At 39.8% G+C, this 15994-nt stretch carries 11 protein-coding genes; 6 read left to right on the top strand and 5 right to left on the bottom strand.

Features of this window, described 5'->3' with window-relative positions:
- The first annotated feature begins 13 nt into the window (after positions 1–13).
- Together BVH02_RS16060 and BVH02_RS16055 are read left to right on the top strand one after the other, a co-directional pair.
- Complete coding sequence (locus BVH02_RS16060) at positions 14–2341, top strand: PIG-L family deacetylase (RefSeq protein ID WP_086502483.1); 2328 nt, start codon at positions 14–16, stop codon at positions 2339–2341.
- 86 nt (positions 2342–2427) lie between these two features.
- Entirely contained in the window at positions 2428–3288 is an 861-nt protein-coding gene (locus BVH02_RS16055) for an ROK family protein (protein WP_086502482.1), read from the top strand.
- 215 nt (positions 3289–3503) lie between these two features.
- Here BVH02_RS16055 and BVH02_RS16050 read toward each other — a convergent pair whose 3' ends face one another.
- Positions 3504–4154: a bifunctional 4-hydroxy-2-oxoglutarate aldolase/2-dehydro-3-deoxy-phosphogluconate aldolase gene (locus tag BVH02_RS16050; protein ID WP_086502481.1), complete on the bottom strand. Its 651-nt coding sequence runs from the start codon at positions 4152–4154 to the stop codon at positions 3504–3506.
- 250 nt (positions 4155–4404) lie between these two features.
- Here BVH02_RS16050 and BVH02_RS16045 point away from each other — a divergent pair, with 250 nt between their 5' ends.
- Positions 4405–4842 carry an RrF2 family transcriptional regulator gene (locus tag BVH02_RS16045; RefSeq protein ID WP_086502480.1) on the top strand — a complete coding sequence of 146 codons (438 nt, stop codon included), beginning with the start codon at positions 4405–4407 and terminating at the stop codon, positions 4840–4842.
- A 142-nt stretch (positions 4843–4984) separates the two neighbouring features.
- A complete protein-coding gene (locus BVH02_RS16040) occupies positions 4985–7198 on the top strand; it encodes a nitric-oxide reductase large subunit (RefSeq protein WP_086502479.1) in 2214 nt (737 codons plus the stop codon).
- 174 nt (positions 7199–7372) lie between these two features.
- On the opposite strand, the gene BVH02_RS16035 is transcribed toward BVH02_RS16040, so the two are convergent.
- Positions 7373–8125 (bottom strand): SDR family NAD(P)-dependent oxidoreductase, encoded by a 753-nt coding sequence (locus BVH02_RS16035; protein ID WP_086502478.1) that lies wholly within the window; start codon positions 8123–8125, stop codon positions 7373–7375.
- A 271-nt stretch (positions 8126–8396) separates the two neighbouring features.
- A complete protein-coding gene (locus BVH02_RS16030) occupies positions 8397–10880 on the bottom strand; it encodes a S9 family peptidase (RefSeq protein ID WP_086502477.1) in 2484 nt (827 codons plus the stop codon).
- 265 nt (positions 10881–11145) lie between these two features.
- On the opposite strand from BVH02_RS16030, the gene BVH02_RS16025 reads away from it, so the two are divergent.
- Both BVH02_RS16025 and BVH02_RS16020 read left to right on the top strand, forming a co-directional pair.
- Complete coding sequence (locus BVH02_RS16025) at positions 11146–12021, top strand: UDP-2,3-diacylglucosamine diphosphatase (RefSeq protein ID WP_086502476.1); 876 nt, start codon at positions 11146–11148, stop codon at positions 12019–12021.
- On the top strand, positions 12018–13133 hold the full coding sequence (locus BVH02_RS16020; RefSeq protein ID WP_086502475.1) for a glycosyltransferase family protein: 1116 nt from the start codon (positions 12018–12020) through the stop codon (positions 13131–13133). The genes BVH02_RS16025 and BVH02_RS16020 overlap by 4 nt, the downstream gene beginning before the upstream one ends.
- A gap of 14 nt (positions 13134–13147) precedes the next feature.
- Here the strand turns inward: BVH02_RS16020 and BVH02_RS16015 are convergent, their stop codons facing one another.
- Together BVH02_RS16015 and BVH02_RS16010 are read right to left on the bottom strand one after the other, a co-directional pair.
- Positions 13148–15586 carry a M56 family metallopeptidase gene (locus BVH02_RS16015; protein WP_086502474.1) on the bottom strand — a complete coding sequence of 813 codons (2439 nt, stop codon included), beginning with the start codon at positions 15584–15586 and terminating at the stop codon, positions 13148–13150.
- Positions 15583–15951, bottom strand: coding sequence for a BlaI/MecI/CopY family transcriptional regulator (locus BVH02_RS16010; protein ID WP_086502473.1), 369 nt, complete (start codon positions 15949–15951; stop codon positions 15583–15585). Before BVH02_RS16010 ends, BVH02_RS16015 begins: the two co-directional genes overlap by 4 nt.
- Positions 15952–15994 lie beyond the last annotated feature (43 nt).

Genomic DNA, 15994 nt, shown 5'->3' with positions numbered 1-15994 from the left:
CTGTCAAAATAGTATGCTAAGTAAGTATCCGCTTTCAGAAGTCGAAAAAAGTTTTCTTCAGGAATCTGGTGTCGAGAAAATCAGCACCCTTATTCCATACCTTCAAGTTGACAACTTCCCTAAACTAGGCTTGCTCACCGCATGCCGATTTTTGGAATGGGTAGCTGCTAATCCTGAGGGAGTCATTAGTTTACCAACGGGAAAAAGTCCTGAATTTTTTATCAAATGGACTCAGTTTCTACTTGAAAACTGGGATAATAAAAAAGGAAAAGATGTAAGAGAAAAATACGGCTTAGGGAATACTCAAAAGCCTGTTTTGAAAGATCTGACTTTTGTACAGATTGATGAATTTTACCCGATTTCCTCTAAGCAGAATAATAGCTTTTTCGATTACGTCAATAAGTTTTATATCCAAGGTTTCGGACTTTCGAAAGAAAAAGCCATTCTGATCAATTCAGATGAGATCCCTTTGGCAAATGGACTTCATTTTAAAGAAATCTTTCCTGACTTGAAAGTTGATCTTTCGTTGAGATTCCGTGACCCGGAGAACGATCAGGAGAAATTACAGCAGGAATCGATCTATATGATAGATCAATGGTGTGGAGGATACGAGCAAAAAATCAGAGATGCAGGAGGAATTGGATTCTTCCTTGGCGGAATCGGTCCAGATGGTCACATTGCATTTAACACAAGAGGATCACATGTATTCTCTGTCACAAGATTGACTGAGACCAATTTTGAAACTCAGGCAGTAGCAGCTGGAGATCTTGGAGGAATAGAGATTTCTTCCAATCGACTGGTCATCACCATTGGTTTAGATACAATCGTTTATAATCCAGAGGCAGTAGCTATAATTATTGCAGCAGGTGAAGCAAAAGCTGGAATAGTAAAAGATTCTCTTGAAACCCCTCTCAATAACGTTTTCCCAGGAACTGTTCTTCAGAAACTGAAAAATGGCCGATTCTATGTCACCAAAGGTGCTGGAGTGAAGCTGACAGATTCTATAGACGCCTACTATCAGAAAGGTGAATGGACATGGGAAAAGACGGAGAGATCTGTAATCGATCTTTGCAAAAAACTAGGAAAATACGGACACAGAATAAAACTATCAGATTTAAAGGCTGATAAATATACCAAGCTAATTCCTGACTTGTCTGAAGAGACAGTGAATCAGGTAATGACTAGTATCGAGAACAAGCTAAGCAAAGGCTTGGAGCAGGAGCGTGACGAAGTTCTACTTCACACAGGTCCTCATCACGACGATATTTCATTGGGTATTTTACCTCACATTACCAACCAGCTTCATGAGCCTACTAATAAAGCTCACTTCTCCGTATTGACTTCTGGTTTTACAGCTGTGACTAATACGTTTGTAATAGATACTCTTCAGCATACTAAGAAGTTATTGGATAGCGGTAAGATCCAAATGGTTCACTTTGAAGATTTCTTTGAGGTAGGCTACAGCCTCAAAACTGACAAGGACGTCTATCATTACCTCACAAATGTAGCTTCTGAGGATCTTAATGCCCGGTTAAGAGGCTTATGCCACCGTGTAGTGCGAGCCTTGGTGATTGTATATGAGATAAAGAATAAAACTCAACTCAGGGAAACAATCAACGATGTCATTAGCATTCTGAAGAATAGCTATGATGGTGAGAAAAATTCGGCCAAAGTTCAAAAGCTGAAAGGAATGATTCGTGAGTTTGAGGAAGAATTGGTTTGGGCACACTTTGGAGTACAAGTGAAAAATGTTCATCACTTAAGACTTGGTTTTTACACAGGTGATATCTTTACAGAGCAGCCTGACAAGGATCGCGACGTAGAACCGATCGTGGAAATGTTCAAAAAAGTTAATCCAACAAAGATTAGCTTGACGCTTGATCCAGAAGGTTCTGGGCCTGACACTCACTATAAAGTGCTACAGGCTACTGCTGCTGCTGTGAAAAAGTGGGGAGAAGAAGCAGATATCAGTAAATTGAGAATCATTGGCTACAGAAACGTTTGGTTCAAGTTTGAGCCACATGAAGTCAACGTAATCGTCCCTGTATCTCTTGGAGATATGTCGGTGATGGAAGATTCCTTTGCCAATTGCTACATGAGTCAGGTGAATGCATCCTTCCCAAGCTACTCTCACAATGGTAAGTTCAGTACTGTTGCAAAAAGAATTTGGGTGGACCAACTAGATGCTATTCAACTTCTGCTCGGTAAGAATTACTTTTACCAACACGAGCGCGCTAAAGTAAGATCAAGTCATGGACTTATTTTCTTCCGAGATATGAGCGTGAAGGAATTCCTAGCTACCGCGAGAGAGCTAGAGAAGTCTATCGAAGGAATGTTGTAATTAAAATTAAACTAGGCTGTGGCTGACGGTAAATCGATCAGCCACAGTTTATGTAATAAACCTAACAAACTTATTATTAGTAGCGAATGGAAAAAGCCATATTGGGATTAGACATAGGAGGCACTGGAATCAAAGGTGGTGTACTAATTAATGGACATTTGGAGGATATCCGATCCATTGCTACGCCTGCAAAAGAAAGTAAAGCGTTCATATTAGAAACTATTGCCGAATTCATCGAAACGTATTTGGACTATGACCTAGTAGGAATTGGTGTAGGTATTCCAGGATTGGTAGATGTCCGAGAAGGCATTGTGCTAGGTCTTTCGAATATCCCCGCTTTTCAGCATGTAGAGCTTAAGAAGTTTCTAACAGAGAGGTTTTCGAAGCCTGTCTTCATAAATAATGACGCTAATTGCTTTGCGTCTGGAGTGCACAAGTTTGGAGTAGGCAGGAAATTCAATCACCTCGTGGGGCTTACCTTAGGCACAGGCATTGGAGGAGGTATCGTGATTAACGGGCATCTTTACAGTGGAGTTAACTCTGCCGCTGGTGAATGGTGTAGTGCAAACTATTTGGATCATAATTTTGAGCACTATTGCAGTGGGAAGTTTTTTGATAAATATTATCGAAGTAAGCCTAAAGCTTTAGCCAAACTTGCACTCGCTGGAGATCCTACCGCTATTCGAGCGTTTGACGAATTTGGCCATCATTTAGGCGAACTCATCAAACACATTTTGTATTCACTCGCGCCTGAGGCAATAATCTTAGGTGGATCGATAAGAAAAACATATCCTCTATTTAAAAAATCTCTTTGGAAGTCAGTTTCTACTTTTAACTATCCAACTGTGATTGAAAGATTTGAAATTCTACTTTCAGAAATGGACGAAACTGCTATTCACGGCGCTGTAGCTTTAGTAGAATTAGAAAATGAAATAGTAAGTAATTAGGTGAAAATTGGTTTATAGTATAATAAAAGTGGCTTTTCCAAAAGGCCACTTTTTTTTATTATGCTTTTAGCCACGAAAACACGTGAATAAAGAAAAAAGTGTATTTATAAACGCTCAGGCCATCATGAGCTTCTGTATTCATCTCTACACATCACTTATGCCGTCGCGAGTATCTCAAATCCCTCAAGCCAAGACTTCACTTTGATTGAGAACAATCAACCCCTGATAAAATCCGCTACCTCATCTTTCACACTTTCAAAATGCTTTTTCAATCCTTCATAATCACCTGCAGTCACCAGTTTTTTATCAATTAACGAACTCCCCATCCCTACTCCGAAAGCACCTGCTTCAAAAAATGATCTAATGTTGGATTTAGATACGCCGCCAGTTGGAAGCAATTTGACTTTATCCAGCGGCCCCAGCACATCTTTTATAAAGTCCACCCCTAGCTTGGTAGCAGGGAAAACCTTAACCGCAGAAGCGCCAAGTGACCAGGCTTTATAGATCTCGGTGGGAGAAAATGCACCAGGGAAAATCGGAATATTCTCATCTACGGCATGCTCGATGACTGTCTCATCAATAATTGGTGTCACGATAAACTGCGCTCCGGCATCAATTGCCTCCCGAAGGTCACCCAACTTACAAACAGTTCCTGCTCCTACATTCAGGGATGGAAATTTACTTCTCAATGTAGAGATCATAGCAGCTGCTCCAGCTGTATTCATCGTAACTTCCAATGTGGTAAACCCAGCAGCTTCAAAAGCTTCCGCTATTTTGAGCACTGTCTCATTCGCTTGTCCTCGAATAATCCCAACTATTGGAGTTTTATGATAGCGTTCCCAGAATAGTGACGTAGTATTCCCCATGTGATAGTGTTTTATTTTTTAATTCTTGACTTACTTTTTCTCATGCACTGCAGTGAATCTTTATGTGCTCTTGCTAAAAGACATCACTTATTTATTCCAAAATTCGCCCTGTGTGCTAATACCTCTTGATAAGTTGAAACCATTTTTCAAAACTCTAAACTAAAAGTACAAAAAAATAATATTTAATAAAGGACAGTTTTGTCCGCTATGCAAAATACCCTACATTTGCCCGGGTAAAATATCTGTTAATATGTTTTCAAAATCTTGCGAATACGGACTTAGAGCCTCTATTTTCATTGCCGAACAAGCTTCCTCCAATCAAACGATAGGATTGAAAAGTATTGCCAAAGCTATAAATTCTCCAGAGGCTTTTACTGCCAAAATCCTGCAGGTTCTCAGCAAAAACAATATTGTTACTTCTATTAAAGGTCCAAATGGAGGATTTATGATTCAAGAGTCACGCCTATCTGAAATCAAATTGATTCAAATAATTACGGTTTTAGATGGCGATAGAATATTCTATGGATGTGGTCTTGGATTGGACCAATGCGATGAAAACTTTCCTTGCCCACTGCACACCCAATTTGTAAAAGTCAAGAAAGATTTACGAATCATGTTTGAGTCGAATACACTGCAGGATATTCTATTCACGGACAATGTGAAGAAAATATTTTGGCTGAATCGATAGGAAAATATTTTTATTAAATAAAGGATATTAAGATCCTTTATTCTTTATTTCACTTAAACCCCTCTACACGACCAAATAAAAACAAAAATTAAGTCCAACAATTGAAAATCAATCACGATAGAAAAAACATTACAATCAAAGCATGAGAAATATTTGGATAATATTCATAAGCGTAGTAACGATTTCGTTTATAGCGCTCATCTGGGTGGGGACTGAGATCTATCAAACTCAACCTCCCATACCACAAAGTGTAGTAATTCAGGGTACAAATGAGATATTCCTCACAAAGGAGGATATACAGGTTGGCCAAAACGTTTGGGAGTCCATCGGTGGAATGGAAGTCGGCTCAATCTGGGGGCATGGAAGCTATGTAGCTCCTGACTGGACAGCAGATTGGATCCACAAAGAGGCACTTTTCCTACTGGAATATTGGGCTCAGAAAGATTTCAATAGCAGCTACGAAGCTTTAGATGTAGAGAAGCAAGCTGCGTTGAAAGCTAGACTGATAAAAGACATCAAAACTAATACTTTTGAAGAGTCCACTGAGATAATCACTATTTCTGCTGAACGTAAACTAGCGATAGAGACAAATACAGCCTATTACTCTTCTACATTCTCCGAAGGTCATGAGCAGTATGCTATTCCTAGAGGTGCATTGACAGACACTGTAAAGCTAAAGCAACTCAATGCATTTCTCTTTTGGACGTCCTGGGCTGCAAGTACCAATAGACCAAATCATGACTACACCTACACCTCCAATTGGCCTCACGAACCGCTAATCGGTAATACCATCACGCCGGATTCTCAGATTTGGTCAGGATTCTCCATTGTATTACTAATACTGTTTATCGGTATTTTGACCTATTATTACCTGAGAAATCATGAAAAAGGTGACGCTGTCACACAAAGCGAATCTGATCCTCTACTGGGAATGACCTTGTTCCGTTCTCAAAAGGCTGTTTTGAAATACTTTATTATTATTTCATTCCTAATTGTTTTGCAGATTGTGTTTGGAATACTTACCGTCCATTATACTGTAGAAGGTCAGGCATTCTTCGGTTTTGAGCTTTCTCAATTCCTCCCGTACTCTATCACCAGAACTTGGCACACGCAGCTAGCTGTGTTCTGGATAGCAGCTACGTGGCTAGCTACAGGATTATTTTTGGCTCCAATGATCTCTGGCAAAGAGATGAAATACCAGGTATTTGGCACGAATTTCCTCTTCGTGGCATTGTTGATAATAGTTCTTGGCTCCATGCTGGGCGAATGGTTGGGAGTACATCAGTTTCTTGATCTTACAACCAATTTCTTCTTTGGCCACCAAGGTTATGAATACATGGATCTTGGGCGTTTCTGGCAGATATTTCTCGGAATTGGATTGGTATTATGGGTTCTTATGGTAGGCCGTCATGTACTCTTCGCAATCAGAGAAAATACCGAATCAAAGCACATTCTGATCATATTAATGGTCTCTGTAGTAGCTATAGGCTTATTTTTCTTCTCTGGCTTGATGTATGGAGAAAACAGTTCTCTTCCCGTGATCAATTATTGGAGATGGTGGTTAGTGCACTTATGGGTAGAAGGTTTCTTCGAGGTATTTGCTACTGTAGTCATCGCCTACATCTTCTCAAGAATGCAGATTATATCGATGAAGACGGCCGGTAAAGCATCAATTGCTTCTGCTACAATATTCCTTGCTGGTGGGATTATTGGAACTCTCCACCACTTATACTATTCTGGAACTCCAGTTCAGGCTATCGCGCTTGGAGCTACGTTCAGCGCTCTCGAAGTAGTACCATTAACGCTGATGGGGTTTGAGATTCGGGAAAATTGGAATCTTCTGAAGAAAAACTTGTGGATTCAGCGTTACAAGTGGCCAATCTTCTTCTTCATCTCAGTGGCGTTCTGGAATTTAATTGGAGCCGGAGTATTTGGTTTCTTGATCAACCCTCCTATTGCACTCTACTATATCCAAGGTCTAAACACCACCGCTGTACATGCGCATACTGCTTTGTTTGGTGTCTATGGAATGCTGGGAATGGGATTTATTCTTATTTGTTTACGATTTTATTCTGATCAGCATTGGAATGAAAATCTTGTCAAATATGCATTCTGGCTATTAAATATCGGATTGATATTGATGGTAGTATTAAGTCTTTTACCTATAGGAATCATCCAGGCATACGCTTCCATCACTCACGGATATTCTTATGCTAGAGATTCAGAATTGCTCTATAGCCCAACTGTACAACTACTTAAATGGATGAGAATGATCGGTGATACCGTTTTCTCTGTAGGCATAGGTTGCTTCTGCTGGTTTGTTGTGAAGGAAACTATTTACTGTATGAAAAAATAGGATAAACATAGACTTCGAAAAGCCGGCTATTTCCTAAAGCCGGCTTTTTTTGTGAAGTCAATAATCCTTCTCAGAACTTCAGTCATAGTAGATATAATAAGCCTATAACTGCTTACTCAATTACTCAATCTAAGAGCTTGTAGATGAATCTCTGATTACCAATTTATATGACTATTAAACCGCCGTATAGCCTCCATCTGCAATAATATATGAGCCATTAGTAAAGGAAGATTTGTCTGAATTCAAAAATATAACCAGTTCAGCTACTTCCTCAGCTGTTCCAAGTCTGTTCATGCTTGACTTAGCAGCAATCGCTGCTTTAGTCTTATCGTCCAGATTATCGTCCAAAAGTGGCGTTGCAATATATCCAGGCCCTACAGTATTACATCGAATATTCTTTGATCCATATTCCGCAGCTATATTTTTGGTGAGTCCAACAACTCCATGTTTGGAAGCTGTATAAGCAGGACTCATCGGAGCAGCCACAGTACCATAGATTGAAGCTATATTCACAATATTCCCTCCACCGTTTTTCTCCATTTGTTCTAGTTGATAACGACACGCATAGAAAACCCCCGATAGGTTTAATGCAATTACTTTATCCCAACCCTCAATATCATATTCTCCTGTCAAAGCAGCTGGTCCCCCGATTCCTGCATTGTTACAGGCAATGTCAAGTCGACCATATGCTGCTACCAGCTCCTCTACTACTCTCTTATTATCCTCAGGTTTGGAAGAATCCGCATGAATAAAAATAGCTTCACCCCCTTGCTTTGTAATATTGTCGACTACTTCCTGTCCATGCGCTACATTTATATCTGACACAGCCACTTTTGCTCCCTCACGAGCATAAGCTTTTGCAATTGCTTTCCCAATTCCAGAGCCTCCACCAGAGATGTAGGCTACCTTTCCTTTTAGTAATGACATAAGTAAATTCTTTAAGTTAAACTAATAGCTCCTATCTCTGAACAGGCTCATGCTGGAAGTGGTTCGAAGAGTACTTTAATATTCATATATATTCAATTAAGCATGTCTATTGTCAAAAATAGATTTGCCTATTAGAAAATCATTGTTCTCTAGGCTATTTTGACAAAGGTTCTACTCTTCTCTAGACTCCTAATGACGCTCCCTAAATTACAAAGGCTCGATTCTGAAACAGAATCGAGCCTTTGTAAAATTTTGAAAATCAATCTTCAAATCACTTTGACAGCGGCTTATCACGTTGCATTTCTATCATATCCACTGGAGGTGGAGTATTATCTCCTAGCAAATGCTGTACGAAGTAATCCCCCATTCTCCAGAAAAAATATTCAGTCATATCACCAAATCCATGTCGCTGTCCTGGAAGCAATACTAAGTCGAAGCGCTTTCCTGCTTTCATTAGCATATTAGCCATCCGGATTGAATTCGCAGGATGCACGTTATTATCCACATCTCCATGAGAAAGCATCAGATGCCCTTTTAGATTTTTCGCCAGATCAGGATTCTTCTCGATCTGGTAAATAAACGTAGTGTCTCCCTTTGCACTGATCTGCTCCTTCACGCCGTGATGCTTTTCAGACCACCATCGATTGTAGATGTTATTCTCATGATTTCCTGCAGAAGAAACCGCAACTTTAAAAATATCAGGATAAACCAACATAGCCGCAGTGGACATAAATCCACCTCCTGAATGTCCATGAATCCCAACTTTAGATCTATCAATGAAATCATGACGATCCGCAAGTTGTTCGATTGCAGCCTTTTTATCCGCCAATCCATAATCTCTTAAATCTCCGTAGCCATAGTTGTGATACCACTTGGAGCGACCTGGATGACCGCCTCTATTCCCAAGCGTGATCACCACAAACCCAAACTGCGCTAAGCGATCCGTGCGATCCAATCTCGCCGAAAAAGCCTTGTCCACCGCTTCTGTCTGTGGACCTGGATATACGTACTGAATTAGCGGATATTGATGTGTAGAATCAAAATTAAATGGCTTATACATCACCCCATACAAATCAGTTATTCCATCGTCCGATTTGAAAGTAAATGGTTCGGGGAACTGATAGCCTGCGGCAAAAAGATTGGTCAAATCTGCAGTTTCCAGATCCATAACTTTTGCACCATTTCTATCATGTAGCACGGAAACTGGTATCGTATTCACCCTTGAGTAATTATTGACAAAAAAGCTACCGGCATCATTCATATCCGAAGAATGATTTAAATCCCCTTTGTTCAATAAGGTAATCGCACCACCATCTAAACTAACCGAATACAAGTGCTCGTAATAAGGATCTTCTCCTTTTTCGCGTCCATTCGCCACAAAAAACAAACGTCTTGCTTTCTCATCTACGCGCTCCACTCGGTCTGTGTGAAAAGTGCCAGAAGTCAATTGCCTTTTCAGCGTACCATCTTTTCCATAAAGATAGAAATGGCCCCAACCGTCACGCTCCGACCAGAAAATCAATTCCTCTCCTCCGTTTACAAGCTCTGGTCTTGCAAAATCTATGTAGGTATTGCTTCGTTCTTCAATCACCACCTCTTTGGTACCAGAACTCAAATTCCATCTAGCGATATCTACTTTTTTCAAATCTCTGGAGGTAATCCCAAAATAGAATTCATCTTCATCTCCTAACCAAGTAGAAGCTCTAAAATCATCATCCCGCGCATTTGCTGGAGCCGGTGTAGAATAAATGCTGATTGTTTGATCTTTAAACGAAGAAATAGGCAGGCTCTTAATTTCCTTAGTGCCAAAAGAATAATGATAGATATACTCTACAGGCTGCTCCTTATCACCTGGCATAGGATATTTATAGGTCTCTAAAGTAGGTCTTGGGTCACGCGTACTATGTAGTACCCACAGGTCCTTTACTTTTCTCTGATCAGATCTGGAGATTACAAATTCGTTTGAAGCTTCGTTCCAAAGAACACCAGCTCGTTTTCTTTTATCCTTATTTTTTTCCATCTCCTCATTATCCTCGCCTCTTCCACTAGAACCATAGCCGAAGTCTTCAACACCATCCTCGGTAATCTGATTCTCAACGATAGTGCTATCCTTTTCATCCTTCACAGCCTTCAGAAAGTTTGCCTTGTCCATCCAATAAAGGTTGTTATGCTTCGCAAAGACGATTTTGGATGAATCAGGAGCGATATTAGCCCAAGAAGTTCTTTCAGGATCTTTTGGAGCGTCAGTTATTTCTGACAACTGCTGATTGCTGATATTGTAATGAAAGACAAAGGTCTTTTTCTCCATAGAATCCTTCTTGCTTTTATCCTTTGTCTTGATCTCAGCCCAGTCCTTTTTCAAAACTTCCTCAGTTCCTTTTATTTTGAATCTGATTGTATTTTCATCTTCTAGGAATTTCAGATCGCTCAGCTCCAAATGTTGTCCATCTACAGGATCCTTAGTGATTTTGGTGATTTCCATCGCCAATTTATCTTTGTCAAAAAGCTGGGATTTAGATTTCCTAGCCGGGTCGACTAGATACCAGTTGTTACCAGTGCTGGTTTTATATTCGTACCAAAAGCGGTCTGATTTCTTCAACCAATGTGGAGATACAGAAGTGGAAAAAACCATCTTCTTCATTTTCTCAGGAGAAAATCGGGCGGCTAATTCATAATTTCCTTTGATAACCTGGTCTTGTGAAAAGACAGTATTCAAAGTCAACAAGAATACCAATGCGAATAGCGTGTGCTTCATAATTGTTCTATTTGGGAAAACGAATCTAGACCAATCAACCTTTAACTCTAGAACCACTGATATAAAATTCAGCCAATCACAGGTCAATTTCTAGGAGAACCCTGGTGTGTGTTACAGACATATAGGTATAGAACAGCACTTTTCACATCATTTTAACACTGACATTACATTCGGACTCCAAACCCATAATACCTTATTAATTTCATAATAATCCACTGACACTGAGTTCAATTGGGAGTAATACCTTTCAACCAAAACCAGAATAGTGAAGACCCAATACAAAACCTTAGTTGTATCCGATGTGCATTTGGGTACAAAAGGCTCCAAAGCCAAAGAGATCTCACGGTTTCTCAAGCAGTACACCTGTGAAAATCTCATCCTGAACGGCGACATTATCGACGGCTGGCAACTCAAGAAGTCAGGATCTTGGAAGAGGAAGCACACCCGCTTTTTCAATAGAGTCCTGAAAATGATTGAGAATCATAACACCAAGGTGTATTACCTACGAGGCAATCATGACGATTTTTTAGATCAGATTCTACCCTTTCAAATCGGTAATCTTTCAATCCAAAAAGACATGACCTATGAAAGTTATGGTAAAAAGTATTTCGTCACACACGGTGACGTATTTGACAGCATCACGACTAATCTTCGCTGGATTGCCTATCTGGGGGACATGGGCTACACCTTTTTGCTCTGGTTAAACAGCGTGGTCAATCACTATCGCATCAAGCGTGGTCTCCCCTATTTCTCACTTTCGCAGTATGTAAAAGGCAAAGTAAAATCAGCAGTCTCTTACATCGATCAATACGAGGAAGAGCTTTCAAAAATGGCGAAGGCTAAAGGTTGCGATGGCATCATCTGTGGTCATATTCATAAAGCCGAAAACCGAATAATTGACGGAATAGAATACATGAATTCTGGTGACTGGGTAGAAACGATGAGTGCTTTGGCTGAAGATCATGAGGGCAACTGGCAATTGATATACTACAACGAAATCAATTTCAAGGAAGTGCATGACGATAGTCTTCAGCAATTTTTTATCGGCAAACCCGAGGCTACAGTTATTCCAATGAGAGAAGTTTCCTTCCTCAAGCCAAAAAAGGATTTGGAACCACCAGCAATATCCTCCACCCAATGAAGTTCCTATTTATAGTCCAAGGTGAAGGCCGGGGACACATGACACAAGCTATTGCTTTTTCTAATCTCTTGGGAAAACAAGGGCATGAATTAGTGGGTGTAATCATCGGGAAATCTAAGCGAAGAGCTATTCCTGAGTTTTTTGCAAGGGAAATAGCAGCTCCAATACATGAGGTAGAAAGCCCAAATTTTGCATGTGACAAAGACGAAAAGAAGATTCTGATCGGTAAGACTATCCGAAAGAATCTCGCGAAAGCAAGTACTTTTTGGCGAAGCCTGAAGCAAATCGATGAGGTTGTAAAAAGCGAACAACCCGACGTGATCCTGAATTTTTATGATTTACTGGGTGGGATTTACAATGGAATTTTTAGACCAAAAGCTCAGTACTGGGTCATCGGACATCAATATTTGAGTTATCATCCCAACTTCAAATTTGCTCCTTCCAAGGGACTCAATAAGTTCTTCTTCAAATTAAACACTCGATTAACCGCTATTGGAGCCACTGAGAAACTGGCACTTTCTTCCTATAAATTAGACTCTACTGAGCATATCACCGTAGTTCCTCCACTCCTACGCACAGAAGTGAAAAGTCTAACAGCTACAACTGGTGATTTTTTCTTAACCTACATCGTCAACTCTGGCTATAGTGAGGAAGTGATCACATTTGCAAAGTTAAATCCGAACCTTCAGATCAAAGCCTATTGGGATAAAAAAGATGCTGCGGAGACGGAAAATCCTCTTCCAAATTTGAGCATGCACCGAGTTCATGATAAAAACTACCTTCGAGATATGGCCGCTTGCAAAGGCCTGGTATCTACAGCAGGTTTTGAATCGATTTGTGAAGCGATGTATCTGGGAAAGCCAGTGATGGTTATTCCTGTAAAAGGTCAATACGAACAGGCTTGCAATGCAATTGACACTGTTTATTCTGGTGCGGGGATAGCCTCGGACAACTTTGATTTCTCCAAACTGGAGTACTTGATTCAATCACAATTCGCGACAGAGAATGGGATGAAGGTCTGGACAAACTCCTGGCCTGAGACACTCAAGCAGATTTGCTCAAAAACAAAAATGACTGAACCAGATTATATCCTGACTCAGTCATTTTCATAATTTTTTATATCAAACTAGCAGTTGTTCAAAGCTCTTTGCTCTGGGGTGAGCTCAGATACTGCTTTGAATACATTCTTTCCATTTTCCTCTACGCGGTAGTAAGGGAAATTGACCATTTTGACTTGTCTACGCTCAGGAGCACCCATATTCAGGAATATAATTTGAAGCTCATTGTACATTAGAAACAAAGTATTTCGCTCCTCCATGGATAAAGAAGCATCATTTCTACCTTTATTACGCATAAATTCATATTGGTTAGAGACCTTTTTGTAGGACTCTAAAAGTTCTGCAGGAGTAGTTGGAGGAGGTGGTGGACCCACTATACTAAGCTCTTCAGCAGTTAGATCCTTCCCCTTTTTGTAATAAACTTCGCCTTTGGATGTCAATTTAATGTAAGGAACGTAAGGAATCACTGCGCGCCTGACCTTTGGCTTGTCATGGAATGCAACCTGGAAGTACATGCTTCTGAGTTCAGAATACATTTCGGTTAACTTCTCTTGCTCAGCTTTGCTTCTGTCTACGAAATGCGGAGCTTGCTTTCGAAGTTTTTCGTAGGCTACATAGGCATCTATGTATTCTTGAAGATCATTCTGTACCTGGGCTGTTTTCACTGCTGGAGGCCATTTTTCTGAAGTATCATCTTTCTGTTCGGTCACAGGATCCTTTACTTTTTTCACCCAAGGTTTGCCATGATTTATTCTTTTGTCTTTTGGATAGATATATAGTTTGTTAGCCTCATTGAGAGGTTTCCCAAATTTAGATTTCGAACCATACGTTGTTTCATATGCTTCTAGGGTATACAAACTAACTTGATGCTCCTGCGGGAAACGCTCCGAACGGGCATTTAGATGAACAAAACTGCTAGTGTAATAAACAATATCTGTAGGACTCATATTCTCTAATTGAGAATTAGGAATAACCTTACCGTCCAACCATAGGGCAAAATCTTCAGATTTCTTCCAAGATTCAAAATCACTTCTGCTTAGTTGCTTTTTAGCTGGTGTCTTCAAAGGAGGCATCAAAGAAGCTTTTACTGGTTCAGATAGCTCACTATAAGTTTTAGCAATTAATTCTCCCGCTTCATTCTCCACAAAAATTGATGCATTTCTGTAATACTTTTCTTTCTCTTCAATTTGTTCGGCAGTAAGCTTTGGTAATTGATCTTGGCTTTCAATCATATACTTATCTACTTCACCAAACTTTTTATTTGTACTATCATTTGCATTTTGATCATAAGAAACATAATGAATCCTCCGGATATCAAGATCTCTTAATAATGCCTGGAAATCACTCAACTCTCCCATAGAACTTGCTGAGGAAGTGATCAAGTTAATCTTTAAAGCATCAATTGAATTTTTAGTCTCAAGAATCAATTCCTTTACAGCGTCCAAGTCATAATTCTCATTTTCATATTGAATTACTCTATCTGGCTTCAGCGTGAAAGTCAAATCAAAATCCATAGGCTCCAGATATTTTTGATTTGCAGTGTTTACATATACCTCACTCTCCTGTAAAGTATCACCGGCTTTTGCCGCAACTCTTTCAGAGAAAAAGTACACCAACGCTCCTACTACTGGCACCAAGACCAAAAGTTTGATCCAGCCATTTGCACTCATTGATTTTTTCTTCATCATTTTAAATCGTTTTTTGGTTAATGAAAAATTCAAACTACTGACCAATCCATACTTTTGGTTAGAAAGCATCATGGCTAGTAATTGACTCTCGTATTTTTCCAGAGGAGTGCTGCGCAAAGCCACTGCATCTGCAATAAATTCATGATTGAGCTTGATACTTGCCTTTGCCCAATGCAATCCCGGATGAAACCAAAGCGGCACAAGCAATGCCTCAATAAATAGATTGTCCCAACTATGTTTCTCTTCTATATGTGTGCACTCATGTGCAAAAACAGCATCGGTAAATTTCCCATTTTCCAGATCTGCTTCCGCCACGAAAATGTATTTGAGAAAAGAAAAAGGAAGGGAATCTCCTTTGAGTAAAACCAGCGTTTGCCCACGATAATTGACTTTAATATTTCGCTGAATCTGATTCACCAAGATTTTGATATTCTTCACAAATCGATACAAGAAAACAAAAGAAATCAAGCCATAAAACCCAAACAGAAGGTTTTCCCAATTAAATTGAGATTCAGGAACGGCAGTAAATACCTGCTCCAGATTAGAATCCTGACTTGCCGCTTCAAAGTAAACAGGCTCAGAAATCACGTCAGATGGGTGAGCTCCAAAGTAAACTGGGTCAGAACTCACTTCAATAGTAGCGGCTACTATTTCCTCATGAACTTCAATAGTACAAAGAGGAATCAGAAAGGATGCAACCACCGAAAACAGCAGAAAGAATCGGTTGAATCTATGTAACACTTCTCTCTGCAAGAGCAGTCGATGCGCAAGCAGTAAAATAAGTAAGCAGGCTATGGATTTGAGTAAGTAAACCATCATTTTTTCTGATTTAGCTGTTCATCAATAATACTTTTCAGATGTAGTAATTCCTCCTCTGAGAGTTCCGCTTTTTTGGTAAAGAAAGAAGCAAACTGTGCTGGGGAATCGTTAAAGAAGTTTTTGATTAAGCCTTTCAAATGCTTTGAAAAGTAGTTCTCCTTAGTAACCAATGGGTAATACTCACGTAGCTTGCCGGCTGCATCATAACCTACAAACTCCTTATCCTGCATACGTTTTAATAATGTGGAAATAGTGGTAGTAGCTGGCTTGGGCTCACTATAAGCATCTAATAGATCCTTCATATAAGCGCGCTTTAGCTTCCATAAATGGTTCATCAGTTCTTCTTCTGTTCTAGATAGTTTCATAGCTTTCAAATCAAATTACATCTACAAATGTAGAAGTTTAATT

It is taken from the genome of Algoriphagus ratkowskyi (assembly GCF_002150505.1).
Classification (GTDB): Bacteria; Bacteroidota; Bacteroidia; order Cytophagales; family Cyclobacteriaceae; genus Algoriphagus; species Algoriphagus ratkowskyi.
This window is presented reverse-complemented; position numbering and strand designations above follow the sequence as displayed.

Bases quoted from the DNA above. Each gene is read 5' to 3' on its own strand.
- BVH02_RS16015 (WP_086502474.1), bottom strand. From the start codon at position 15,586: ATGATGGTTTACTTACTCAAATCCATAGCCTGCTTACTTATTTTACTG.
- BVH02_RS16060 (WP_086502483.1), top strand. From the start codon at position 14: ATGCTAAGTAAGTATCCGCTTTCAGAAGTCGAAAAAAGTTTTCTTCAG.
- BVH02_RS16020 (WP_086502475.1), top strand. From the start codon at position 12,018: ATGAAGTTCCTATTTATAGTCCAAGGTGAAGGCCGGGGACACATGACA.
- BVH02_RS16040 (WP_086502479.1), top strand. From the start codon at position 4,985: ATGAGAAATATTTGGATAATATTCATAAGCGTAGTAACGATTTCGTTT.
- BVH02_RS16035 (WP_086502478.1), bottom strand. From the start codon at position 8,125: ATGTCATTACTAAAAGGAAAGGTAGCCTACATCTCTGGTGGAGGCTCT.
- BVH02_RS16030 (WP_086502477.1), bottom strand. From the start codon at position 10,880: ATGAAGCACACGCTATTCGCATTGGTATTCTTGTTGACTTTGAATACT.
- BVH02_RS16010 (WP_086502473.1), bottom strand. From the start codon at position 15,951: ATGAAACTATCTAGAACAGAAGAAGAACTGATGAACCATTTATGGAAG.
- BVH02_RS16050 (WP_086502481.1), bottom strand. From the start codon at position 4,154: ATGGGGAATACTACGTCACTATTCTGGGAACGCTATCATAAAACTCCA.
- BVH02_RS16045 (WP_086502480.1), top strand. From the start codon at position 4,405: ATGTTTTCAAAATCTTGCGAATACGGACTTAGAGCCTCTATTTTCATT.
- BVH02_RS16055 (WP_086502482.1), top strand. From the start codon at position 2,428: ATGGAAAAAGCCATATTGGGATTAGACATAGGAGGCACTGGAATCAAA.